Source organism: Nostoc sp. GT001, assembly GCF_030382115.1.
GTDB lineage: Bacteria > Cyanobacteriota > Cyanobacteriia > Cyanobacteriales > Nostocaceae > Nostoc.
This window is the reverse complement of record NZ_JAUDRJ010000003.1, coordinates 4,237,027-4,262,174: the sequence shown is the minus strand read 5'-3', so window position 1 is coordinate 4,262,174 and position 25,148 is coordinate 4,237,027. Positions and strand designations below refer to the sequence as shown.

23 protein-coding genes and 1 pseudogene are annotated in these 25,148 nt (G+C 42.3%); 17 read left to right on the top strand and 7 right to left on the bottom strand.

What is annotated here, in order from left to right:
• The first annotated feature begins 61 nt into the window (after positions 1-61).
• Both QUD05_RS20995 and QUD05_RS20990 read left to right on the top strand, forming a co-directional pair.
• Positions 62-976 (top strand): HipA domain-containing protein, encoded by a 915-nt coding sequence (locus QUD05_RS20995; protein WP_289797756.1) that lies wholly within the window; start codon positions 62-64, stop codon positions 974-976.
• Complete coding sequence (locus QUD05_RS20990) at positions 973-1,737, top strand: HIRAN domain-containing protein (RefSeq protein ID WP_289797755.1); 765 nt, start codon at positions 973-975, stop codon at positions 1,735-1,737. Before QUD05_RS20995 ends, QUD05_RS20990 begins: the two co-directional genes overlap by 4 nt.
• On the opposite strand, the gene QUD05_RS20985 is transcribed toward QUD05_RS20990, so the two are convergent.
• Entirely contained in the window at positions 1,734-2,711 is a 978-nt protein-coding gene (locus QUD05_RS20985; protein ID WP_289797754.1) for a carbohydrate kinase family protein, read from the bottom strand. The two genes, QUD05_RS20990 and QUD05_RS20985, sit on opposite strands and share 4 nt — an antisense overlap.
• A gap of 363 nt (positions 2,712-3,074) precedes the next feature.
• On the opposite strand from QUD05_RS20985, the gene pedR reads away from it, so the two are divergent.
• The 5 genes from pedR (at position 3,075) to QUD05_RS20960 (ending at position 8,057) form a co-directional block, all read left to right on the top strand.
• Entirely contained in the window at positions 3,075-3,338 is a 264-nt protein-coding gene (gene pedR, locus QUD05_RS20980; RefSeq protein ID WP_099103136.1) for a photosynthetic electron transport-dependent transcriptional regulator PedR, read from the top strand.
• Positions 3,339-3,858: 520 nt separating this feature from the next.
• A complete protein-coding gene (locus QUD05_RS20975; protein ID WP_289797753.1) occupies positions 3,859-4,560 on the top strand; it encodes a DUF6391 domain-containing protein in 702 nt (233 codons plus the stop codon).
• Positions 4,561-4,647: 87 nt separating this feature from the next.
• Entirely contained in the window at positions 4,648-5,643 is a 996-nt protein-coding gene (locus QUD05_RS20970; protein ID WP_289797752.1) for a glycosyltransferase, read from the top strand.
• A gap of 52 nt (positions 5,644-5,695) precedes the next feature.
• A complete protein-coding gene (rfbB, locus tag QUD05_RS20965) occupies positions 5,696-6,757 on the top strand; it encodes a dTDP-glucose 4,6-dehydratase (RefSeq protein ID WP_289797751.1) in 1,062 nt (353 codons plus the stop codon).
• Between the two features lie 106 nt (positions 6,758-6,863).
• A complete protein-coding gene (locus QUD05_RS20960; RefSeq protein ID WP_289797750.1) occupies positions 6,864-8,057 on the top strand; it encodes a serine/threonine protein kinase in 1,194 nt (397 codons plus the stop codon).
• 103 nt (positions 8,058-8,160) lie between these two features.
• Here QUD05_RS20960 and msrA read toward each other — a convergent pair whose 3' ends face one another.
• Both msrA and QUD05_RS20950 read right to left on the bottom strand, forming a co-directional pair.
• Positions 8,161-8,829, bottom strand: coding sequence for a peptide-methionine (S)-S-oxide reductase MsrA (gene msrA, locus QUD05_RS20955; RefSeq protein ID WP_289797749.1), 669 nt, complete (start codon positions 8,827-8,829; stop codon positions 8,161-8,163).
• Positions 8,783-8,944, bottom strand: a complete 162-nt coding sequence (locus tag QUD05_RS20950; RefSeq protein WP_289800152.1) for a hypothetical protein — start codon at positions 8,942-8,944, stop codon at positions 8,783-8,785. Before QUD05_RS20950 ends, msrA begins: the two co-directional genes overlap by 47 nt.
• Before the next feature lie 51 nt (positions 8,945-8,995).
• On the opposite strand from QUD05_RS20950, the gene QUD05_RS20945 reads away from it, so the two are divergent.
• From QUD05_RS20945 to QUD05_RS20925, 5 genes are all read left to right on the top strand, one after another.
• Positions 8,996-9,547: a YidH family protein gene (locus tag QUD05_RS20945; protein WP_502911404.1), complete on the top strand. Its 552-nt coding sequence runs from the start codon at positions 8,996-8,998 to the stop codon at positions 9,545-9,547.
• A gap of 104 nt (positions 9,548-9,651) precedes the next feature.
• Positions 9,652-10,530: an STAS domain-containing protein gene (locus tag QUD05_RS20940; protein ID WP_289797748.1), complete on the top strand. Its 879-nt coding sequence runs from the start codon at positions 9,652-9,654 to the stop codon at positions 10,528-10,530.
• Positions 10,531-10,543: 13 nt separating this feature from the next.
• Positions 10,544-10,957, top strand: a complete 414-nt coding sequence (locus QUD05_RS20935) for an STAS domain-containing protein (RefSeq protein ID WP_289797747.1) — start codon at positions 10,544-10,546, stop codon at positions 10,955-10,957.
• Positions 10,896-11,342, top strand: coding sequence for an anti-sigma regulatory factor (locus QUD05_RS20930; protein WP_289797746.1), 447 nt, complete (start codon positions 10,896-10,898; stop codon positions 11,340-11,342). The genes QUD05_RS20935 and QUD05_RS20930 overlap by 62 nt, the downstream gene beginning before the upstream one ends.
• Before the next feature lies 1 nt (position 11,343).
• Entirely contained in the window at positions 11,344-12,351 is a 1,008-nt protein-coding gene (locus QUD05_RS20925) for an ATP-binding SpoIIE family protein phosphatase (RefSeq protein WP_289797745.1), read from the top strand.
• 112 nt (positions 12,352-12,463) lie between these two features.
• Here QUD05_RS20925 and QUD05_RS20920 read toward each other — a convergent pair whose 3' ends face one another.
• Entirely contained in the window at positions 12,464-12,835 is a 372-nt protein-coding gene (locus QUD05_RS20920) for a four helix bundle protein (protein ID WP_289797744.1), read from the bottom strand.
• Positions 12,836-13,096: 261 nt separating this feature from the next.
• Between QUD05_RS20920 and QUD05_RS20915 the strand changes: the two genes are divergently transcribed.
• Together QUD05_RS20915 and QUD05_RS20910 are read left to right on the top strand one after the other, a co-directional pair.
• A complete protein-coding gene (locus QUD05_RS20915; protein ID WP_289797743.1) occupies positions 13,097-15,262 on the top strand; it encodes an ATP-binding protein in 2,166 nt (721 codons plus the stop codon).
• Positions 15,255-17,227 (top strand): annotated as a pseudogene (locus tag QUD05_RS20910) (hybrid sensor histidine kinase/response regulator). The gene QUD05_RS20915 and the pseudogene QUD05_RS20910 overlap by 8 nt, the downstream one beginning before the upstream one ends.
• Before the next feature lie 758 nt (positions 17,228-17,985).
• On the opposite strand, the gene QUD05_RS20905 reads toward QUD05_RS20910, so the two are convergent.
• Positions 17,986-20,193: a PD-(D/E)XK nuclease family protein gene (locus QUD05_RS20905; RefSeq protein ID WP_289797742.1), complete on the bottom strand. Its 2,208-nt coding sequence runs from the start codon at positions 20,191-20,193 to the stop codon at positions 17,986-17,988.
• 78 nt (positions 20,194-20,271) lie between these two features.
• On the opposite strand from QUD05_RS20905, the gene QUD05_RS20900 reads away from it, so the two are divergent.
• Positions 20,272-21,627, top strand: a complete 1,356-nt coding sequence (locus QUD05_RS20900; RefSeq protein ID WP_289797741.1) for a proton extrusion protein PcxA — start codon at positions 20,272-20,274, stop codon at positions 21,625-21,627.
• Between the two features lie 82 nt (positions 21,628-21,709).
• A complete protein-coding gene (gene mltA / locus QUD05_RS20895; RefSeq protein WP_289797740.1) occupies positions 21,710-23,002 on the top strand; it encodes a murein transglycosylase A in 1,293 nt (430 codons plus the stop codon).
• A gap of 209 nt (positions 23,003-23,211) precedes the next feature.
• Here the strand turns inward: mltA and QUD05_RS20890 are convergent, their stop codons facing one another.
• A complete protein-coding gene (locus QUD05_RS20890) occupies positions 23,212-23,445 on the bottom strand; it encodes a DUF3134 domain-containing protein (RefSeq protein WP_289797739.1) in 234 nt (77 codons plus the stop codon).
• 205 nt (positions 23,446-23,650) lie between these two features.
• Complete coding sequence (locus tag QUD05_RS20885; protein WP_289797738.1) at positions 23,651-24,079, bottom strand: hypothetical protein; 429 nt, start codon at positions 24,077-24,079, stop codon at positions 23,651-23,653.
• A 269-nt stretch (positions 24,080-24,348) separates the two neighbouring features.
• Between QUD05_RS20885 and QUD05_RS20880 the strand changes: the two genes are divergently transcribed.
• On the top strand, positions 24,349-24,519 hold the full coding sequence (locus tag QUD05_RS20880) for a hypothetical protein (RefSeq protein WP_289797737.1): 171 nt from the start codon (positions 24,349-24,351) through the stop codon (positions 24,517-24,519).
• Positions 24,520-25,148: the final 629 nt, after the last annotated feature.

Sequence of the window (25,148 nt, the reverse complement as noted above, 5' to 3'; positions counted from 1 at the left end):
TGTTACACATTTCCAAAATAGGTGAAGTTAATAATTTGTTTTAAATCAGGCTTTCCCATAAATGATGCCAGAGCAGTTTTCGATTATTGACGTTCCCCTAGATGCCCCAGAGGCCGATGAAGATTTAGGAACCAAAGAAAAGTTCTGGTTTCGCCATCAGTATTTAGGTCGTTGTCTATTCAAGAAAGCTAGACCAAACACAGGAGAAGATTGGGCAGAAAAGATTGCAGCCGAGTTGTGCGAGTTACTAGGTTTACCCCATGCTGATTATGAACTGGCAATATTCAATGGGGAAAACGGTATTGTTTCACCCTCATTTTTGCCGCCTCAAGAAGGTGCAATTCTCATCCTTGGTAATGAAATTCTGGCTCGGCTAGTATCTAATTATCCACAAGATTCTAAAGACCTGTCCCAACACACAATTGATAATGTATTCAATGCGATCGGAGATGCTTCAGTTAATTTACCTATCGACTGGACACCACCAGAGAGAATTAGTCATGCGACAGAAACTTTTGTTGGGTATTTACTTTTAGACGCTTGGATCGGGAATAGCGATCGACACCATGAAAATTGGGCATTCATCAGTTTACAAGACAAGATTTATCTAGCACCAACCTATGACCATGCCTCCTGTCTCGGTAGGAACGAGCCTGATTCTAAAAGAAAAAACAGACTAACCACAAAAGACGCTGGCTTTTCTGTCCAAGCGTATGTAGAAAAATGCAATTCTGCGTTGTATGCTATAGTTGGTGATCAAAAAACTCTCAAGACTTTTAATGCATTTTGTGAAGCGCAACAACGGTATCCAGATGCAGCGAGAGTATGGTTGAATAATTTAGCAAGGGTGTCAAGCAATGATACGTTAGAGCTTTTTGAGCGTATTCCATCTAATCGCATATCGCAAACAGCAATTGAATTTGCACAGAAGATATTGGAATTAAATCAAAGTAAGCTGCTGAACACCCTACTATGAAAACACTTTTTTTAGCTTGGCAAGATCCTAATAGTCGTGTTTGGCTTCCCATTGGTCGCTTAAAATTTGACGGAAAAAAATATCAATTTGTATATACGCAAGGTGCTGTAAAAGCTCAAACTGAACATAATTTTCAGCTATTGTATTCCTTCCCAGACTTAAACAAAGAATACACATCAGTTGAACTGTTTCCCTTGTTTTCTAATCGATTAATGCGACGCTCTCGCCCTGACTACAAAAATTATATTGAATCGCTAAATATTCCCGAAGGTGAAGACGATCCAGTTAGCATTCTTTCTCGTAGTGGTGGACGCAAGGTAACAGATTATTTTGAAGTTTTCCCATGCCCAGAACCACATGAAAATGGTTTATACCACATCCATTTTTTTGCACATGGACTACGACACCTTCCTGCTTGTGCAACTGAACGGATTAATCAATTACAAACGGGTGAACTCTTATATTTAGCTAACGAATTTCAAAATCCCCATGACCCGCGTGCATTGCTCTTATGCACTGAGGATCATTACATCGTAGGTTATTGCCCTCGGTATATTGTGGATGATGTTTTTAAACTCAAGAACAAAAATTCAGAACTTGTAAAAGTACATGTTGAGCGCGTTAACCCAGTACCGACCCCTCTGCAACTGCGTTTATTGTTGAATATGACCGCAGAATGGCATGAAGATTTTCGCCCATTTTCTAGCCAGGAGTATCAGCCTTTGGTGGCTGATATCCCTGTGGCTTATACTAATTTCTAGAGTTGATGTGTAGCTAAAAAAGCTTCGACTTCAGCAGCAGTAGGTTGAGAAGCGATCGCACCTGCTTTAATAGTAGTCAGTGCCCCAACAGCACTGGCATAAGTAACAATGCGTTTTGCTGTTTCTGCATCCCGCAAGCTGTGGATACCATATTGACTCAGTTGATAGATGAATCCTGCCAAAAAGCTATCTCCTGCACCAGTTGTATCAACTACAGGGATGGAAAACGAGGGTAATTTGCCTTCGTTCTCACCCAGACAATAAGTGCAGCCGTTTTCCCCATCTGTCACCAGTACCCCCTCAATCGAAGCTAGACGATAAGTAATGGCTCCGGGATCTGCGGTTTCAAATAACCATTCAGCTTCTTCTTTGGAGAGTTTGAGGAAATCAACTCGATTAAATAATTCGGGAATTTTTTGATGGGCGATGTTTGGCTCCTTCCAAAATACAGGACGCCAGTTGACATCCAGCACAATTTTTAAGTCGTAATGTTCTGCTAACTCTAGAGCGCGGTTTATTGCCTCTTCACTTTCAGGATAGGCTAATTCCAAAGTACCCAAAACTAGAAAATCTGCCTGTTGAAACAGCGAATCTGACAATTGTTTAGCTTGCAGGCGAGTATCGGCAAATTCTGCGGTATCGTACTGACCAAATCCGGCAAAGGTGCGATCGCCAGCCAGATCCCGTGTAACATAAACTTGCCGCGTTGGTGCTGTGGGATGGCGTTGTACTCCTGTCGTTTCTACACCTACATCTTGTAATAGCTTGACCAATTCATTCCCTGGTTCATCTTCGCCAACAGCTCCGATAAATCCCGCTGACATTCCTAGCTTGACTAAAGCACAGGCTACATTAGCTGGTGCCCCTCCTGGATAAGGAGTCCAAGATTTCACTTCTTCCAGCTTTAGCCCTAATTGATCGGCTAAACAATCAAATAAAATTTCACCAAGGCACAAAACACGGGGATTGCTCATCTCATTTTCAATTTTAGATTTTGATTTGGGATTAGGAATTTACAGTATAAAATCTACAATAGTTTTTGATAATCTGTCGCCAGTCCTTCATAGAATGAAATAGCAATTTTTACTACTCCTATAGCATATATATGCTTCTCATACTCGCTTATTTTAACTAAGTGCTTAGACAATATATTTATGAAAATAAGCTATATTTATTACATAAAGTTTCGCGTAGTTTATATTTTTGGCAACTTGAAATCCAAAGAAAATATTGACAATCATATTACTGCTAACACTTGAAACCCCTACCAAGAAAAGAATCTTCTAGAATTAGAAAGAGCGATTAAGTACATATACCAAGGGAGGATAGAAATAGTCATGGCTGGTGGCAAGTCTGAGACCCCCGTTAGTCTGTCAGACAGAGAACTGCAAATTATCGACCTAGTGGCCGCTGGCTTAACTAACCAAGAGATTGCAGGAAAACTGGAGATTAGCAAGCGTACAGTTGATAACCATATCAGTAATATTCTCACGAAGACTGAGACAGATAATCGAGTAGCCCTTGTCCGCTGGGCTTTACAGTGGGGCAAAGTCTGTTTGAATGATGTCAATTGCTGTACTCTACCTAACCAGATCGAATGAACAATTTACCAGTAGAAGCTTAATTGCTTTGGTCTAGTAAATTACAAGCCAATTTTGAGTTTTACTGATTGTTCTCCTCTTTACGCCTAAGTTTTCAGTGTGAACACTCTACCAAAAGTTCCGAGTCCATCACTCAGCCGGAGTTTATGTTAGTGGAGCCAGCTGACCCTCGGACTCGGAAACTAAAAAGATCAGAATTCCTTTCCAAGTTGACTGGGGATTGGGGACTGGAGAAGCAGGGGAGCAGGGGAGCAGCACTTCGGCTACGCTCAGTGACCGAGGAGCAGTTGCAGTAAGTCTTTCTCCTCTGCCCCTAGGTTACTGAGCGACTTGCTTGCCTTGTGCCGAGTGGAGCCGAGGTAGCAAAGTCGAAAGGAGCCGAAATGCTGCACCTCTGCCTCTTATGTCCACATACCGCAACTAAACAATCATCTACAAAAATTAGCAACAATTCAGTGGTGCAAGCGTTACATTTGAAAGAAATCTATGTTGTCCCATCGGCTTTGGGAGTAGTGTTTCAATGAATACTTCCGCTTCTTTTCAGGGTAGCTCGTCTCCCTTTGAATTTTTTAACTTTGATTTTACGATACCTCTATCTGAAAAGGTTCCCAGTCTGGAAGACCAATCTTCAGACTTTCCGCAAAACACACAAGATGCCGACTTACTCAGACAGCTATCATTTATTCCAGGGTTGAAAGAAATTTTGATGCTGCGGCAGGTTCATGCTTTAGAACATGCTACTGTTTGGGTTCTTAGCGAATCAAAAAGCCCCTATTCTGCTCCAGCAGAATTCACTAACGTTCAACTAGATAATGAACTATTAGGCGGTTTATCTACTGAGCAAGGATTCTACCTCTATGGTGAGGTAAATATTAGTGATTTGCGGCGTGCAGTTACACTTGCTCGACATCGCATCACCAGTGGAGAATGGGATTTGGCTGTACATCCCCGTTGTGGGACAAATTTATCAGTAGCAATGGTCTTAACGGCTGGACTAGCTATCGGTGTGCATCTGTTGCTACCATTTCGACCAATCGAGCAACTTATAGGTTTGGGATTAGCAGCAACGACGGCCGCGGAACTCGCACCAGATTTAGGTTCTATGGCACAGCGTTACCTAACAACTGCCATTCCTTTTAACCTAGCAATTGAAAATATTACCCGTACACGAGATGTTTGGGGGCGTGAGGCACATTTTGTTAAAGTGGGCTGGCAAGAATAAAGAGAGCAAGAAGATATGAGGAGGACAAAATAAAATTTTCTCCCCCATCTCTCCACACTCTCTACTTCCTACTCCCATACAAAAATTATGAGAAAACTTTATTTCTTACTTCCCGGTACAGATAGCAAATTTGCCTGTGGTGGTCTTTGGGCTGAGTTAAAAGCACTTAATCTAGCTCAGAATTTCTGTAGTGCTGAAGTTATAACTTACCGTCAACGGGAAAAAGATAAGCTTTTTATTGATGATTTGCTAAAAGAGCAAAATTTAAATGATGTAATTTTTGTGATCAGTTGGGGATTTGATATAGCTAAACTCGTGGCTAAACTTAAGCAATACAATGTTGTTTATCATGCACATAGTGCAGGTTATCGATTTAGGCTACCTGCAAGTATTCCAATCATCACTGTTAGCCGCTATACAATGGGATATTGGGGAGAAAAATCACCCAATTCTCTGATTTATTATTTGCCAAATCAAATTTCTGATGAGTTTCAAAATTTAGGATTGGAACGGGATATTGATGTTTTAGTTCAAGCTCGGAAGTCTTCTGAATATTTAATTAAAGAATTGATTCCGGCGTTGCAAAAACGTTGTAAAGTATTGGTTGTTGATTCTTATGTAGAGGATTTACCCGGACTATTCAACCGAGCGAAGGTTTACCTCTATGATTCTGCTGAGTACTGGGCACAACAGCGCGTTAGTGAAGGATTTGGTCTACAACCAATGGAAGCTCTTGCTTGTGGTTGTCAAGTATTTTCTAGTGTCAACGGTGGACTAGCCGATTACTTAGATCCTGGATTTAATTGTTATAAAATTGCTGGATATTCTCAAGAATATGATGTCCAACGAATTCTCAAGGTGATTGAATCTTCGGAAGTTTTTAGCTTATCCGAAGATTGTTTTGTTGAGCATCGGACTGAAAATATTATTAAGCGTTTCCAAGTTATTCTGGATGAGTTAAATGAGTTTTTTGATCACAAAATTCAGCAACCATCTAATATTAAGAGTTTGACGAAAATACGGATGGCGAAATTACTCGCTCAAAAGATATATGGGAAGCTGAAGAAGAAATATTTTAAGTAATAGAAACTAACCACAGAGGCGCACAGATCACAGAGAGAAGAGAGGAAATTGAATGAATCGGCGGTTATTAGTTACTGGGGGTGCCGGGTTTATTGGGGCGAATTTTGTCCATCATTGGTGTCAGGTTTATCCAGACGATCGCGTGGTGGTGTTGGATGCTCTTACATACGCGGGAAATCGTCTGAACTTGGCGCTGGTTGAGGGAAGAGAGAATTTTCGGTTTGTGCAGGGGGATATTTGCGATCGCACCATCATAGACAACCTATTATCAACGGAAAATATTGATACCATCGCTCATTTTGCCGCTGAATCTCATGTCGATCGTTCGATTCTTGGGCCGGCTGCTTTTGTGCAAACTAATGTGGTAGGAACTTTCACGCTGCTGGAAGCTTTTCGGCAACATTGGGAGGCGAAAGCACAGCCATCTGATTATCGTTTCCTGCACGTTTCTACTGATGAAGTCTACGGTAGCCTGGGCGCAGATGACGCAGCTTTTTGTGAAACGACAGCCTACGCTCCTAATAGTCCCTATTCAGCTTCAAAAGCGGGTAGCGATCATTTAGTGCGTGCTTATTATCATACTTATCAACTTCCAACCATTATCACAAATTGCTCTAATAATTATGGCCCTTATCAGTTTCCCGAAAAGCTAATTCCTCTGATGTGTATCAACACTTTGATCGGGAAACCATTACCTGTTTATGGTGATGGGAAAAATGTACGCGATTGGCTTTATGTGGGCGATCATTGCCGTGCTTTAGATGTAGTAATCAATCATGGTCTACCAGGAGAAACATACAATATAGGTGGCAACAATGAGGTGGAAAATATTAACCTCGTACAGCTTTTGTGCCAGTTGATGGATGAATTATCACCTGATTTACCTATACATCCAGCAAAGCAATTGATTACTTTTGTTAAGGATAGACAGGGACACGATCGCAGATATGCAATTAATGCAAACAAAATTAAAACTCAGCTTGGTTGGACGCCTTCAGTAACAATTACTGAGGGTTTACGTTTAACAGTTGAATGGTATCTCAATCATCGTGATTGGTGGGAACCTCTGCTGTCTGCGGAATATCAAGCTTACTATCGCAAAAATTATCTGTAACCTACAAACTCACATTCTGCATCTAATGCTCTGACAGTTTCTGTAGATAATGACTATCCTTGAATATAAGGGAATTAAATCAACGTAAATTGCCAGCAGGTGTAAGATGCTGCAACCAGAACAGATATTACAAGACCGTTATCAAATTCAACGGCAACTCGGCAACAATGGAATTCGCCAAACTTGGCAAGCATTGGATTTACAAGCCTCTGATGGCGAAAATTCTATCGTTGTGGTCAAACTTTTGGCCTTTGGCGGTACTGTACAGTGGGATGACCTGAAACTTTTTGAGAGGGAAGCACAAATTCTTAAGCAGCTAAATCATCCCCGCATCCCTCGATATATAGATTATTTTTGTATCGACGATCGCACACTTTGGTTTGCCTTAATCCAAGAATATATTCCTGGTGAGTCGCTTAAAGAAAAACTTGCTGCTGGCCAAAGGTTTAGTGAAAAGCGAGCGAGAAAAATTGCTGTTGAGGTTTTAAATATTCTCACCTATCTACATGAATTGAATCCTGGAGTGTTGCATAGAGATATTAAACCGAGTAATTTAATCTGGGGCGACGATAATCGGATTTATTTGGTTGATTTTGGCGCAGTTCAAGACAAAGCGGCAAGAGAAGGCGTTACTTTTACCGTTGTCGGTACTTATGGTTATGCCCCGATGGAACAATTTGGTGGTCGAGCTGTTGCGGCTTCAGACTTATATGCACTGGGAGCGACTTTGATTCATTTGCTCACTGGAACTTCCCCCTCTGATTTACCCCAGCAAGATTTGCGACTACAATTTACAGACCGAGTTAACTTGAGTCCCAGTTTTGTTAGTTGGCTACAAAAGTTGATAGAACCCGCTCCCGAACAAAGATTTACTAGTGCCAGTCAAGCATTAAATGCTCTCAAATCGGGACTGACTGTCAAATCTGCAAATAAGAATCAGCTTTTGCCGTTAAAAGAAATAATCAACAATTCTGGATGCGGGATCAATAATCACAATGAAACAGTCCCAGAGGAAATTCTTGGTTGGAATTGGGGCGCTTTTCTGATGCCTTGGTTGTGGATGTGGCCGAATCAAGTATGGTATGGTTTATTCTGTTTTGTACCTAATGCTTGGTGGATAATGGCGATCGCACTCGGTGCAAAAGGCAATGAATGGGCTTGGAAAAGTAGGCAGTGGCGCAGTATTGAACAATTCAAAGCCCATCAGAGAGGCTGGGCGATCGCTGGTATTCTCCTGGGAGCGCCTATTAGTATTATGTTGTGGATTCGAGCGATCGCTTTACTCCAATCTGCATTTTAGTAGGGCATTGGGTATTGGGCATTGGTATTGTTTATTCTCCCCTGCCCCTCTGCCCTCTGCCCCCTGCCCCCTGCCCCCTGCCCCTCTGCCCTCCCGCTTCCTTCTAACTACTAACTTGCGATTCAACTACACCTACGGGACAAGAAACATTTGTCCCTCCCAAACCACAATACCCGTTGGGATTTTTAGCCAGGTATTGCTGATGGTAAGCTTCAGCGTAGTAAAATTCCGGCGCATCCAAGATTTCTGTAGTAATCTTGCCATAACCTGCACTGTTGAGGGCTTGCTGATAAGCTTCCCGCGATGCTTCTGCTAGCTGCTTTTGATTTTCGGAATATACATAAATTCCCGAACGGTATTGAGTGCCAGCATCATTACCTTGACGCATCCCTTGGGTAGGATTGTGGCTTTCCCAAAAGACTTTCAGCAATTCGGCATAACTAATCACTTTGGGATCAAACACAACCAACACCACTTCATTGTGACCAGTGCGCCCACTACATACCTCTTCATAAGTAGGGTTGGGTGTTAAACCAGCAGCATAACCGACTGCGGTAGTGTAAACTCCTTTAAGTTGCCAGAATTTGCGTTCTGCACCCCAAAAACAACCCAAACCAAAAATTGCCTTCTCTAATCCATCGGGAAAAGGAGGTTTTAAAGGATTCTTGTTGACATAATGAGCGGCGGGTACTGACATAGATTGTGCCCTTCCTGACAAAGCTTCTTCAGGTGTAGGCATAACTGACTTTTTGCCAAATCCGAATAGTCCCATTGATTTTGACTCTGATATATATCTTTACCTTATTTACTATTCTAAAGATTCTAGCGATCGCTTGGGCTGTAAGTATTAATACTTTGCTGATATTGAAGGTGCGCTTTCGCCGCATCAAAGGCAATTGTGCCAGTTGCGTAAGTCCTGTTAGCCTCAGAAGATAATTATGGATAAAACACCGAAAATTGACCGTCAAAGGGAGCATCAAGCGAATGAACGTACCTTTCTGGCTTGGCTACGCACTTCTATTGCATTGATTGGCTTTGGTTTTGCGATCGCCCGATTTGGCATATTTCTGCGCCAGTTGAATCTTGCTATTACCCAGCAAGAACCTCCATTACATCAATTATCCAACTCGGAAAATTTGGGTGTTGCTTTGGTAATTTGTGGAATTTCGACTATTGCCTTAGCTGCATGGCGATACAACCAAGTTTTCTGGCAAATTGAAGGAGGGAACTATAGACCAAATAGGTTAATGGTTTGGATCATGACTGGAGTAGTAATTATTTTGGGGCTTCTCTGTCTTCCTTTGCTCCTATGGCGCGATAAAGTACCTTCTCGTTCTCCGGTTCCAAGTCAACCACAGTCCCGAAAGGGGAGTGTGTTGACTTTGTACCTTTTTAGGGGTCAAAAATTCATGCACAATCCTTTCCAATCTAAGAGGAGTAAAATTTGCAGTGGGAAAAGTTATTCTTCGCATTTATTAAGTAATGAGTAATGAGTAATAAGTAAATACCCATTACTCATTACTCATTACTCATTACTCATTACTCATTACTCATCTAATTTGGGGCTGAATCGTCATACACTGATTTTGAACTAATGAAAGCGGTTGCCCTCAAAGAAACGATGAGCGAAAGTAAGATATCAGAGATATTAGAAACCTTCGAGGCAGACTTGCTGTCGGAGTGGACTCAAGAACTAGCCACTGTGAATATTCGGAGAGGCTTGATTAAAGAAGCACAGCTAAAGGAGGAGTGCCGGGAATTCCTTAGTTTGTTTCGGATTGCCGTTGGGCAGGGCAACTTTACCAATATTCAGACAGCGACATGGCAAGATATGCGGGAGATGCTCAACAGCATTTCTCGATCGCGATCGCAAAATGGTTTCACACCCTCAGAAACGGCTACATTCGTCTTTTCGTTCAAGCAACCCCTCTTCAACCGAATGCGTCAGCAATTGAAAGACCCCATTGAGTTGGGTGAAAATATCTGGCTAGCCACAAACTTACTCGATCAGCTAGGATTGCTGACCGTTGAAGTCTATCAAAAGACGCGGGAAGAGGTGATTTTGCGGCAGCAGGAAGAGTTGATGGAGCTGTCTACCCCAGTGGTTAAACTCTGGGAGGGAATTTTGGCATTGCCGATAATCGGTACTCTGGATAGTACCCGGACTCAAATGATGATGGAGTTGTTATTGCAGAAGATTGTCGAAACCAGTTCAGAAGTTGCCATTATTGATATTACCGGGGTTCCCACTGTCGATACCCTGACTGCTCAACATCTGCTCAAGACTATTACTGCCGCCCGTCTCATGGGAGCCGATTGTATGATCAGTGGCATTCGTCCTCAAATTGCCCAAACAATCGTCTATCTCGGCATTGATTTGACAAATGTAGTCACAAAAGCAACCTTAGCCGATGCCTTTCTGACGGCGCTAAAACGGTTGGGAACAACCATTACCCGCTCTCAATCCAAATAGCTGGAAGAAAGCAATGGAACGCATTCCTATACTTAAAATGGGCAATTTTCTACTTGTGACAATCCAAGTAGATATGCACGATCACCTTGCCATGACGCTACAAGAAGACCTGACAAACCTGATCACTCAAACTCACACTCACGGTGTCCTGATCGATATTTCGGGATTAGAGATTGTTGATTCTTTCATTGGTAGGATTTTAGCCAACATTGCCAGAATATCAAGGGTGCTGGATACTGAGACTGTTGTCGTCGGGATGCAGCCTGCTGTGGCAATTACTCTAGTGGAATTGGGGCTATCGCTGACGGGTATTCGCACTGCCCTAAACGTTGAAAAGGGTATGGCATTGTTGCGCTCGTCATTCAATGAAACCACAAATCAAATCACTGCCACTAAATGGGGTGCAGATGATGATGGAGAAGACTGAAACGATTAACATTCAATCTTCTATAGATGTAGTTTTAGTTCGGCAGTCTGTGCGCCAGCTGGCCGTGGAAATTGGCTTTAACTTAGTAGACCAAACTAAAATTATCACCGCCGCCAGCGAGTTAGCCCGTAATACCCTAGACTACGGAGGGGGCGGCACAGTCAAGCTAGAAACGCTTCAGGAAGGGCGACGACGAGGACTCCGACTGACCTTTGAAGATCGGGGGCCGGGAATTTCCGATATCGAACTGGCGCTGAAGGATGGATTCACCACAGGCAACGGCTTAGGTATGGGGCTGGGTGGTGCCAAACGACTTGCCAACGAGTTTGAGATTCAGTCTGTGGTGGGAGAAGGAACACGGATAATAATTGTACGATGGAAATAAAATGAGAGAATCTGTCGCCGTCACAATTACTGAATCTAGCCAAGCTGGGGAAGCTAGACGGGTAGCGATGGCTTTAGCAACTCGGCTCGGTTTTCAAGAAACAGAACGGGGCAAGGTTGGGATTGTGGTGACAGAAATTGCGAACAATCTGGTACAGCACGCCCACGGCGGAGTCGTGTTGCTGCGATCGCTCAAGGAAGATTCCAGAGTTGGCATTGAAATCTTATCGCTAGATAAAGGACGGGGAATGGTCGATGTGGATGAGTGTTTGCAAGATGGCTTTTCCACAGCCGGAACCTTGGGCAATGGTATGGGTGCAATTCGTCGCCTTTCTAGTTTATTGGAAATTTACTCCGTTCCCAACCAAGGTACAGCCCTTCTCGCCCATATCTGGACAGACTCAGCACCCCATCAACCTGAGAAGATTTTAGAAATTGGAGCAATCTGTTTGCCCAAACAAGGAGAAGAGGTTTCAGGAGATACCTGGACATCGGAAGTCGATTGTTGCCGTAGTCTGTTGTTAGTAGCTGATGGTTTAGGGCACGGGCCTGCGGCTGCTTCTGCTGCTGACGCAGCCGTAAGAATCTTTCAAGAACATCATCATCGTTCTCCGGGTGCGATCGTCGAAGCTGCCCACGCCGCCTTGCGAAGTACGCGAGGGGCAGTACTTGCCATTGCCGAAATCGACTTTGAACAACAGTCTGTCCGCTTTGCTGGAATTGGCAACATCGCTGCTAGCATTTTCTCCTTTACTGAGCATCGTCATCTGCTATCTCACAATGGCACGGTCGGACATGAAATCCGCAAAATTCAAGAGTTTAGCTATCCCTGGTATGCCAACGGAATTTTAATTATGCATTCTGACGGATTAGGCGCTAAGTGGCAGATTGCTCGTTATCCCGGCTTGATGCAAAAACATCCCAGCCTGATTGCAGGTGTGCTATACCGAGACTTTTACCGAGAGCGGGACGATGTTACGGTGTTAGTTGCGAAAGGAATGGGCAGTTAAGGCAAATGAGTAATGAGTAATGAGTAATGAGTAATGAGTAATGAGTAATGAGTAATGAGTAATGAGTAATGAGTAATGAGTAATGAGTAATGAGTAATGAGTGGATTGTTTTTTATTTTTCTTTCAATTTGTTGATTGAAGTTGTTAATATTTTAATAATTCTTTCATTCTCTTCTATCAGATTTTGAAATTTTGATTTTGACACCAACTCCGATTTGATCATTATTTTTATCCAATAAATGGTTTCGTTGGCTTCCTTTAAGGCTATAGAATACTTATTGATAAAGTCTTTATTGGATTGTGCATATTTAGCTTCTGAACAGTTTGCACCTATTGATGTCCCGCTTCTTAAAAATTGTTTAGACAAGATTTTACCAGCGTCGTCAAAAGGTCTTTTATTTAGCTCGGAATAAGCTTTAATAACTCTTATTGCAAAGTTTTCTGTTCTTTCTTGAATACTGATACTTACGTTATAATTAATCATGAGTAAAAAAAGAATGTGGTAATTCAACTTTACTTTATAAGTCAATACAGTTCAGTTAAGGCTAAAACTCTTTATCAAAGTCAATTTTTTTAACGAACCGCAGAGGCGCAGAGGGAACAGAGAGAGGAAAACAATGCTTAACTGAACCGTATTGCTTTATAAGTAATGGGTATTTACTCATTACTCATTACTCATTACTCATTACTTCTTACTCATTACTTAAAGAACGCGAAAAATAACTAGAAGTTTAAGAATTTTGAATTGGAGCGAAGCGACTTGACAATCCTTTTGGCGATCGCCATTCAGTACGAACAAGATGTTGTGCAAGCTCGGCAACGAACTCGTGAGATCGCCGAGCAGTTGGGCTTTGATGTGCAAGATCGGGCGCGATTGGCAACGGCAGTTTCCGAAATTGCCCGTAATGCCTTTCAATATGCCGAAGGTGGAACAGTTGAATTTTCTGTGGTAGGAGAGCCGCAAGCCTTTCTGATTCAGATTCAAGATCGGGGTGGGGGCATTCCTGATTTAGAGGACGTTTTGGCCGGACGCTACACCTCTGAGACGGGAGCGGGTCTAGGCATCGTGGGTACTCGTCGGTTGATGGATTTGTTTGAGATTGAATCGCTACCGGGACAGGGAACAACGGTAACAATCGGCAAAAGGTTGTCGAAACGCACACCTACTTTCACCGATTCGCAATTGCAGCAGATTCGAGAAACCATAATGGGGCGATCGCCTGAAAATCCCTATCAAGAAATTCAGCAGCAAAACCAAGAATTACTCCGGGCTATGGCAGAGCTACGGAAGCGCGAGGAAGAATTAAGCCAACTCAATCAAGAGTTGGAAGATACTAATCGTGGTGTAGTTGCCCTCTATGCAGAACTAGATGAGAAAGCCAGTTCTCTGCAACAGGTAAACGATCTAAAAACCCGCTTTCTCTCGAATATGAGTCACGAGTTTCGCACGCCGCTCAACTCGATTTTGTCCCTCTCTCGGATGCTGCTAACCCGGATGGATGGGGATTTAACTATCGAGCAAGAAAAGCAGGTGACATTCATCCAAAAGGCGACGAACGGATTATCAGAATTGGTCAATGATTTGCTGGATTTGGCAAAGGTGGAAGCTGGAAAAATTGAAGTGCGTCCCAGTTCCTTTGAAGTGAGTGATTTGTTTGCCACGCTGCGGGGGATGCTACGCCCATTATTGGTTCAAGGTTCCTCTGTCACCCTAATTGTCGAGGAAGCTGAAGACATTCCACCGCTCTATAGCGATGAGGGCAAAATTGCTCAAATTCTCAGAAATTTTGTCTCAAATGCGCTGAAATTTACCGAGCGGGGAGAGGTGCGCGTCAGCGCTGTGCAAACGGGTCATACCATCACCTTCTCTGTATCTGATACAGGCATCGGCATTGCTCCTGGCGATGAAGAACGGATTTTTGAAGATTTTATGCAAATTGACTCCCCTCTGCAAAAGCAGGTAAAGGGAACCGGGTTAGGATTGCCGTTATCGCGCAAGCTAGCGGAACTACTTGGGGGCAGCATTTCGGTGAAAAGTCAGCTAGGTGAAGGCTCTACCTTTACAGCCTTGATTCCCATCGTCTACCCAAATGCCACCGAATTGACTACCGTACTGCAACCAATCGCATCAGTTGAGCTAACTCGCCTGCCCATTCTGGTGGTTGAAGATCATCCAGAAACCCTATTTATTTATGAAAAGCACCTTCAGGAATCAATCTATCAATTGATTGCTACCCGCACCTTAGCTCAGGCAAGGCTGGCCTTACAAAAACTTCGACCGACGGCGATTATACTAGATATTCTGCTGGAGGGGCAAAACGGCTGGACGTTCTTGCGAGAAATCAAAGGAGATGAAACAACCCGCACTATCCCTGTACTGGTTATTACCATTGTTGATAACGAAAAGCAAGCACTGGCGCTAGGAGCAAACGGTTTCCTAATTAAGCCGGTAGACAGATTGCCGCTGTTGAACAAACTTAATAGGCTAATTACTGAGAACAAGCCTCAAAAAGTCTTGTTAATTGACGATGACCCCGCCTATCGATATCTTGTGAAACAGTTGTTAATAAATACACCTTTGAGCATTTTAGAAGCCACGAATGGAAAAGAAGGGTTAAATTTGGCACAACGGGAGCAGCCAAACGCCATTGTGCTGGACTTGGAGATGCCAGAGATCGACGGGTTTGATGTACTCAAGCAACTTAAAAACAATTCCGTCACTCAGTCGATTCCTGTGATTATTCACTCATCTGCTCAACTGGATGCAGAAGCGCAGAGCAGGTTAGCGGCGCAAAGTATAGCCATTGTTTCCAAAGAAATAGGCTCTCAAACTACGGCAATTGCCCAACTTCAAGATGCGCTCATCAAAGCCGGACTTGTTCTAGAGGTTTCAGGGAAAAGTCATGTCTGAGCCACGGGTTACGATCCTGCATGTTGACGATAACGAAGCCAATCGTTACGTTGTTACCCGTATTTTGCAAAATGCAGGTTTTAGCGTTGTGGAAGCGGCAAATGGAGCAACAGGTTTAGAAGCTGTTGCAAAGCTTCAGCCTGACTTAGTAATTTTAGATGTCCAATTACCAGATATCAGCGGCTTTGAAGTCTGTCGCCAAATTAAGGCAAACCCGGAAACGGCTTTTATCCCTGTGCTACACCTTTCTGCAAGTTTTGTCCAAAGCCAGGATAAAGCAGAAGGCTTGGATAGTGGTGCCGATGCTTATCTGGTGCAACCTGTTGAACCAATTGAACTGCTTGCCACTTTGCGATCGCTGCTGCGAATTCGCCGAGCAGAGGAAGCTGCTTTGTCCTCAGCGCGAGAGTGGCAAACCACCTTTGACTCCATGAACGACGGCGTATCTCTGGTAGACCGAGAAGGGATAATTATACGCTGTAATCGAGCGATGATGCAGCTTTTTAACAAGCCCTCCCACGAAATCTTAGGTTATGCCCACAATGAACTGATGGGCGCAAAATTGGGAATCGGCGATGGCACTTGTTTTCGCCGTGCGAAAGAAAGTCACCAACGGGAAATTCTCGAATTCCAGTTCCAAGAACGCTGGTTTGCCAAAACTATTGACCCGGTACTTGATGGGGATGGGACTCTCACAGGCGCAGTTTTTATTCTGTCAGATATCACCGAACGTAAGCGAGCAGAAGCATTGCTGAAAGAGCAAAACGATCGCCTCAATCAACTGATGATTTCTTTGCAGCAACAGACTGAACAAGCGGAGCAAGCTAACCGCATCAAAGATGAGTTTCTAGCAGTGTTGTCTCATGAATTGCGATCGCCCCTAAATCCAATTCTGGGTTGGGCAAGAATTCTCCAAAAGAGTCATCAGGATGCAGCCAAAACTCAGTACGCTCTCGAATCCATTGAGCGCAACGCGAAACTGCAAGCACAACTAATCGAAGATTTACTCGATGTGTCGCGTATTCTCCAAGGAAAGTTGAATTTAAACACAGTTCCAGTCGGTCTAAATTCTACGATCAAAGCTGCCCTTGAAACCGTGCGGCTGGCTGCTGAAGCTAAATCTATTCAGATTCAAACAATATTTGAACCGAATGTTGGGCCAGTGTTGGGTGATTCTGGTCGTTTGCAACAAGTTGTTTGGAATCTACTTTCTAACGCGATTAAATTTACCTCACCGGGTGGTCGAGTAGAGGTGCGGTTAGAAACAATTGAGAATGAAGCAGATACTCATGCTGCGGAATACACTCAAATTACTGTCAGCGACAATGGTAGGGGCATCTCTGGTGAGTTTCTGCCCTACGTCTTTGACTACTTCCGCCAAGCCGATGGGACAACGACGCGAAAATTTGGCGGGTTGGGGTTAGGGTTAGCCATCGTGCGTCATTTGGTTGAATTGCACGGCGGAACTGTTCACGCAGACAGTCCTGGAGAAGGCAAGGAGCAGTATTTAAAGTTAAACTGCCACTGATCGCTACTTCAACATTGAATCAAATTAATACAGCCGATCGCGATCGCTCAGATTTAAATCTCAATGGATTGCAAACGCTGCTTGTAGACGATGATAGAGATTCGCGGGAGTTTATTGCCTTTGTGCTAGAACAGTACGGGGCACAAGTGACTGAAGCAGACTCAGCACATGATGCTCTGAGCAATTTGATGCAAGCAAAATTTGATTTGTTAATTAGTGATATTGGTATGCCCGATATGGATGGCTACACCCTAATTCGTCAAATTAGAAACCAGTCACCCGATCAAGGCGGAGAAATTCCAGCGATCGCCCTGACTGCCTATGCGGGAGAAATTGATCGACAACAAGCACTAGCCGCCGGATTTCAACATCATATTTCTAAACCAATTGAGCTAGAAGTATTAATACAGGCTATTTTGACGATAGTAACGGTTTAGCAACCTGAATTTTTTGATTGGGGAACTCCAAGAAATAAATTATCCAATATTGTGGAGTGGGCAACATGAGCGCCCTATGGACTGGGCTATCGTGTCGCCACTGGTGTCAACTTAAGCCAAAAATAGCGTACTGATTGGGTGTTGTTCACCCGCCAGCCAGGGATTGTAAATCCCTGACTAATTGCTCAAGTCTACTGAAGTAGACTGAAAATTTTTGCGCTCTAAGAGGTTGTTTGAAAAGTGTTTCGCTGTGACTTTAGCCCTCTTCTGTCACTCTCCGGGAGGGCGATCGCTAGAAGCCTCATGAGGCAATCAATACAAGCTATACTATTAGAAAAAAATGGGTCTTGTATTTACTATTAGAAAAGAATCGCGCAATCGCTTGCTATACAAAAGCTCTAGATTTTAGAAAAGGCAAATGTTTTCGGAGAGTGACAGAAGAGGGTTAGGCACTTTTAGATCCCCCTAGCTAAATCCCCCTTAAAAAGGGGGACTTTGATTCTGGTTCCCCCCTTTTTTAAGGGGGGTTAGGGGGGATCTAAAACTATTTGATACCGACAAAAGGACTTTTCAAACATCCTCTAAAGTCCTCTGAAGAGGACTTTAGCTATGAGACAGGGATTTACAATCCCTGGCGGACGTGCGGTTTCGCGTTAAGTTGACACCAATGGCGAGACACCCACCCCACAATAAATAGTTGTATATTTTTTTATTTGGAAGTCCCTTGCTATCAGTTACAGTAGGGTATATAAATAAACTCAATTAACATTAGCCTCAGAAATAACCGTCACACAAGCATTCACTAAGGGTAACAGCGGCCCTAATTGTTCTTGTCCATTCACGGCTAAATCGCTGTGACACAAATAAACTCTCTCCGATACACGAGAGAGTAAATCTGTCAAAATTCTTCGCAGTCGTTGTTCTTCTGCCAATTTCTCATCTTCTGCTGTCCAAGGTTCGCCTAATCTATCTCGCAGAAAAAACGGCGCACCGAACAAAGTTGCTGCACCACCTTTCGCCCACAGGGGTGAACCAGCATCTAGCCAAAAATGCCATCGGTGCGATCGCCTACTAGATCGATATTGAAATATAGTTGCTAAGGTGACAGCTTTTCTCGCTCCACCAATGGGACGCACGGGGTAAGGGTTGGCGGTAATCGTACCACGTCGCAGTAATTGAATGAATTCGATAATAGTTGTATGAGGCGTTGTCTCAACTGGGGCAATTTGTCGTAACCTGGTGTCAATTTCCCAGTAGTGTTGGGCGGTTTCTAATAATTCCCGCAATGCTGCTAGTTGTTCGTAAGGGAGATTGCTCCCATTCCACAAAAAGCGTTGAATTGATCTGTCTAACAGAGAAATAGGACTGGGAATTAACCGCAGTTCTTGTTGCGATCGCTGCTGTTCTAACCACTCTAATATCTCATTATAGGCTGTAGTCGCTGCATAACCGATTCGATCCCAGCGCTCAAACGTTGATACTGGTAGCAAGTTGGGGCGATCGGGATGGGGGACAAAGCAGTAATCTGCAATTAAACCAGCACGTACCGGATCAATTTGAGTGCTGAGTGCTGAGTTGTGAGTGCTGAGTGAGGAGTTAGGAGTTAGGAGTGAGGAGTTTTCTGGTGGTTGTTGTTTCCTACTCAAGACAACCAGCATTTCTGCGACGGCATCCCGATCTACAAGGCGTCCCAAGCCGGGATAAACTAGTGCCAGCATGGTGAGTAAGGCGCGAATGACGGGTGAACTAATTAAGGGACGTTGGTCATTCAGCGATTCTACTGGGATATTTTGTTTAATCAGGATTTCTACTAGAGTATAACGAGCGATCGCATCTAAACCTGGTGCAATAATCGCCACTTCTTCCGGTTGCACTTGCTGCGATTGGATGGCATTAGCAATTTCCTCTGCTGTTTGCCGCAATAATTGGGCGCGGGAGGTGGTTTGAATTGAATACACCGTTTTTGGTAAACTCAACATTACCATCGGTTCTGTGACTAATTCCACCATCTGTTTAGTCAGTTGCTCGCTCAAAGACTCTGGAGGCGGCCCATTCAAGATTTCTACCCGACAACGCTCTGATAACCTTTCTAGATAGCTGGGGTCTGCTCCCAATCCCAATCGCACCGCACCGTCAGGATTATAGCTAAACGCGCCAACTGCACCTCGATCTAATAGCAACTCAAACAAAAGACGCGCTACGCTAGGATAGTCATCGACATCATCCGCTAGTACTGCCTGATAGCGTTTAGTTAGGTGCTGTTGGTAGTTGCGATCGCTCAATAAATGCTGACTATAAAGTTCGGTAATAATCCCATAAGTCAGTAAACCCCTCTCTAAACACCAATTACGCCAATCTAGCAGCAAAGATGCTAAAAATTCCGGCTCTAAAGTTGTGGTATTTTCCCCTAGACCCTTGGCTAAAATCTGGGCAATATCTTCACAAGGTATACCACTGTAAGCTGCTAATTGTAATAAGTCCAAGATGCGACGCACCAAGCGAGATTCATTCACTCCCGCCAGACGTAAAATTTCTTCGTCTAATTGCGGACGCCAAAGTTTGGTTGCTAACTCTTGTTCGGTTTCTGGTCGCAATCTTACCGGAAACTGTGCTTTCAGGTTCAATGAGTTAATCAGCAACGGCCAAAATAAAATGACTTCATCCTGAAAAAAACCTAGTGGCGTCTTGGCACGAACCGGATATTTACCCAAGGTGGAGGTAACAATTATATCTCCTAATTCTCGACGATTATCATCATTGGCAGCTAAAACTAAAACACCCGGCTCTGTTTGCTTGAGATATAAAAATTCGGGTACATGACCAGTTTTTTTACGTCCTGTTTTTTTTGTATAAAATGATTCAGTATATTGTTTTTCTGATGTTACCCAATTACAAAATTGCTCTACCAAGCGAGCTGTCTTACCACTGCGGCTAGTGCCAACAATCCAAACCGAATGAGAAACCACAAACTTTCTCCTTGTAGATTTGTTAGTATACCTCGTGCGTTAACTTAAGGTTAATAGTCATCAAACAATGCTGAATGATTGTCTGCAATGAAAAACTCTGTTTTTAGTCAAAAAATCTATTCTTTCTTACTTGCTGCTTATCGATGGTACTTACAGACTCCTGAACGTTCTTTAGATGAAGCTTACAATGCAGCATTAAAAATTCAGGAAATAGAAGATAAGCATTTCAATGGTAATAAAATAGACAATGACTCAACCATGTACAGTAACAGTGTGATGGATTATTTTGAGTCAGACCTTAAGAAGCTATTAAAAATTGCCAGGATGCGGTTGACGGAGTTTAGAGGAAGCCGTTGGTTTCTAAATGAAGAGAATCAAAAAGCTGCCGAGAAAGCAGGTATAGAGTATCTAAGTCCTTCTTTAGTTTTAGAAAAGCTAAACTATATCGACCAAGTTATATCTAAATACACAACAAGTTCCGATCAAACAACTTCCAAAGCTTTAGTAGTACAACCTCCAAATCTCCCAGTTAACTCTGTCACATCTGACGAAAAATTGCTGCTCGTCAATACTCCAACATTACCACCCAAAATACCAAATCAAGACTTAAATCATAAACCAAAAGCCAAGAGTAAAACCGATACAATGGGTGTTTTACCTCGCTCTATTTTAAGTACTATCAGTCGTCTGCAAGTTGAATTAGACCCTAATTCGGAACAAGAAGTAATTCAGAGTTTTCGTCAAACTCAGAAAAGAACAATAATCTCTATCAGGTTTATTTTACTATTAATTATTGTACCACTTTTAACACATCAAATAGCAAAAGCTTTTGTAGTTGGGCCAATTATTGATAAATTTAGAAGCACTCAGGAAATGCAGATATTTCTCAATTCCGAAATGGAAGAGGAAGCTCTTGTAGAATTACAAAGATTTGAAGAAAAACTCAAGTTTGAAAATCTTATTATCAAAGCCCCTCCACTGTTACCTGAGCAGATGGAGACTGAAATGAAAAATAAGGCGAAAGAGCTTGCTGAAGAATTTCGTCAAGAAAGTTCTGGTGCTATCAAAAATGTTTTTGCAGATATGTTCTCGGTGGTTGCTTTTATCTGGCTTTTGTTAGTCAGTAAGTCTTCTATTGCTGTAGTCAAAGATTTCTTTGATAATATTGTTTATGGACTTAGTGACAGTGCAAAGGCGTTTATCATTATTTTGTTTACTGATATCTTTGTAGGATTCCACTCTCCTCATGGCTGGGAAGTACTGCTAGAAGGAGTATCACGTCATTGGGGATTACCAGCAAATAGAGATTTTATCTTCTTATTTATTGCTACATTTCCGGTGATTTTAGATACTATTTTTAAGTATTGGATCTTCCGATATTTGAACCGAATATCGCCTTCTGCTGTTGCGACTTACCGTAATATGAATGAATAGGGGATTGGGGATTAGAAAATTTTTTGGTGTTTGATTTTAGAATTTGAGCGAGGTGGGAGAATCTTAAACATTTTGAATTTTAATGAAAAAGACACTTACTGGATTAAGAAAGTTTAATCAAATTATTGCCATCAGCTTACCTGTAGTTTTGTCGATTTTCCTGGTGCGGATGCAATCTTTGACTCATCGAGAAGTCATTTCACCAGAATGTCAGGTGAAAAAGTGGAATATTCCAGTGTCCTTGACTGGTGAAAATCAAGATGCATTTCCACAAAAACAAAAATTACCATTAATCCCAAGACTACCAATTACTTGTTGTGAAAGTGATACCTCTTGTTTGGATGAAGTAATTTATGGAGAAATACCAGAGAAAAAGGCACTGATAAGTGCGATCGCTCGCAGTCTCCAATATCTGCAAACAGCTAATGCGGCGGCTGCTTATCAAAATTATCCGGTGGCTGGGATTACGCGCGATCGCGTCATCAAAAGTTTGCAAAGATTCCGCGAACTCCTATTAAAAACCAATTCTGCGACAGAATTACACCAAGCCATTGAGCGGGAATTTGTTCTTTACCAGTCAGTCGGTAAAGATAACCAAGGTTCCGTTTTATTCACCGCCTATTATGAGCCACTTTACGCAGCTAGCCGCGTCCCGACAACAGAATATCGCTATCCTGTTTATCGCTTACCTCCTGATTTCAACTCTTGGACTAAGCCTCATCCGACACGCGAGGAGTTAGAAGGAGCAGATGCTTTACAAAGTGCAAAAGGCAAATTGCGAGGATTAGAGTTATTTTGGTTTCGCTCTCGCCTCGAACCATATCTAGCTCAAATTCAAGGTTCAGCGAAACTTCAGCTTCCCGATGGGACTCAAACCACAATCGGCTATGCGGGTAACACCGCTTATAACTACAAAAGTATTGGGCGAGAATTAATAGATGATGGCAAGTTACCGCAAGAAGGTGTAACTATGCCGATTATTCTCGATTATTTCCAAAAACATCCCCAAGAATTAAATATTTATATTCCGCGCGATCGCAGCTTTGTTTTTTTTCAAGAAAATCACGGAAAGCCAGCTCAAGGTTCGATCAACGTACCATTAACAGCAGAGCGTTCTATTGCTACAGATAAATCTCTGATGCCTCCTGGTGCTTTAGCGTTAATTCGCGCTTCTATTCCCTTCGTTAATCCTACCGGAAAAATGCAGGAGCAGATTATTAGCCGCTATGTTCTTGACCAAGACGCTGGAGGTGCAATTAAAGGTGCAGGTAGAGTGGATTATTTTTTAGGTACTGGGAAAATTGCAGGCGATCGCGCTGGTGTTACAGTCAGCAATGGACAATTATTTTATCTCTTACTCAAGTCCAAAAATTAAACACACTGCGATTTTAATACTAAAATTCCTGACTTCTCTAAAAAGTCAGGAATCTTAGCTTTTGCTGAAAATGAAGCACCCATTCCAAATCAATGGAATGCTTACGCTGTATTCATTTTGAATTTTGAATTTTGTTAGCGCAGCGTTAGCGAGTCTGCGTTCGCGCAGCGTCTCGTAGAGAGCGTCATTTTGAATTCCGCCTTGCGGTACTAGGCTTCTAAATCCATGTCACCATCATCATCGTCATGATCGTAAGGGATATCGTCAAGGTCTATCATTTCGGAAATTTCTTCTACTTCAGTTAGATACTCAGATTCTTGATGTTCGCGTTCGATTAGACGACCAGTTGACTTCAGCCATTCCAAGAGAATAAATTCATTACTTGTACGAATTACAGGCGCTCGCTGGTTACGAGGTTCTTCACGTAAAGGACTTATAGGCATAAAAAAAACTCACTTTGAATTTATAGGTTAGCGTACAAAAACGTCAAAATTGTACATTAAGCTTAAAAGTCTTGTATGACAAGTCTTTTCTCAACAGACAAAATATGACCCATTGAAGTTTTGTCTCAAGTCCATTTAGCTACTTACCATTAAAATGTCCAGATGTCAGTTTTAATAATAAATATTTCAGCGGATGCAATATATATTACAAAGCATTTGGTACCTTAACGAGAGTTTCATACATATCAGAGGGTAATGCAGACAGTCTATTCGCTACAGCGACTGCATCAGCTAAGTTACTAAATTGACATCGGACTATTTCTTGTCCATTTCCTGAAGGAAATCGTTTCCTAGCTTTATTAGATACAGCACAAATAATCGCTAAAGCTTTGGCGAACCCATCTTTTGTCAATATTCTTTCTTGAGCGAACCCTTCAACTGGGATAAGACAAACCTCAAATCGATAGCCAGGTCTGGGAGAAACAGCTATGTCGATATATGGCTTATCTTCTTTTCTGATTCGGCGTAAATATTTGGCTGTTAAATTAGTATCATGCAAATCAGTCCCAAGGGCGTAAGTAAAAAAGCAATCTTCAGTGAGGGATTCAGGACGAGTAATTATATCCGTGGGCATAAGTTCCAGTAGTATCGGTATGCTGTCTGCGTGTGTGACACACTAGACTTGTCCGTTCTTCTTAGCACATTTTTTTGACGGTTAGATGTATCAGTGTCACGCGAGACATTACAATACATTTCGACTAACTAAAATTTTAATTTTTGAAATACTTATGACATCAAACACCTTCAGAATCAAAGGGTGTAGAGATTTAGATTCGGAGAGGGGTCTATATAGTCAGTTACATAACCGAAAATATTTCTCAACATAATCAAATCATAACATAGTTGACGCCAAATCCTGCGATCGCTTCACCTGAAAGCATCGGTGAATGCCTAAAAGCGATCGCGATCGCAAACTATCTAAATATTTATTTATACTCATCTACTTATAAACTGAGTGGGAACCGCTACATTAACGTAATTATGGAGAAGCTTAAATATATTTTGGGAATTTAGAGATGTTTGAAAAACGATTTTCAGGGCAAATTTATTTTTTCCAGAGAAAAATCTGACACTTTCACTTAATATTTAGTTTTGGTTATTAAGACTGTTTAGAGGTTTTAATCAGTATTTAATAGACTTTATTAATTACTTGACAAACTGCACACTATTAAAACTTAATCTGAATCTATAGTTTGCGGCTATTTATCTCAAACTTGTGGATTTTTCAGCGTTTTTTGTGTTTTTCACGACATCAAAAAAAATAAATAGTGGTTTATGCTACTTAACGAAATCATTAATGTGCCATTCACGTTATTGACTCAGTGCTACTACGGTTTTTGTAGTGTAGGTAGTAAAAATAGGCTTTCTGAGTCCTTTTCAAATAGGGCTATACCAACCAATATTTCTGGCATTTTCTCACTGTTGTTTAAGTTAACAACTTATACCAGTCTTAGATAAAACTGCGCTCAACACATAGGTTAAAGCGTAGCAATATCTCGTAGGTTAAGGAGTAAAAACCAACACGTATGAGATGTTGGAATCTTGGATTGCGTCCTTCAAACGCCACTTGCTTCTCCCTTGGAGTCAAAGGAGAGGCTTGGCGTAGCTTGCTTAAACGCAGAAAAGCCGGAAAACCCTTATAC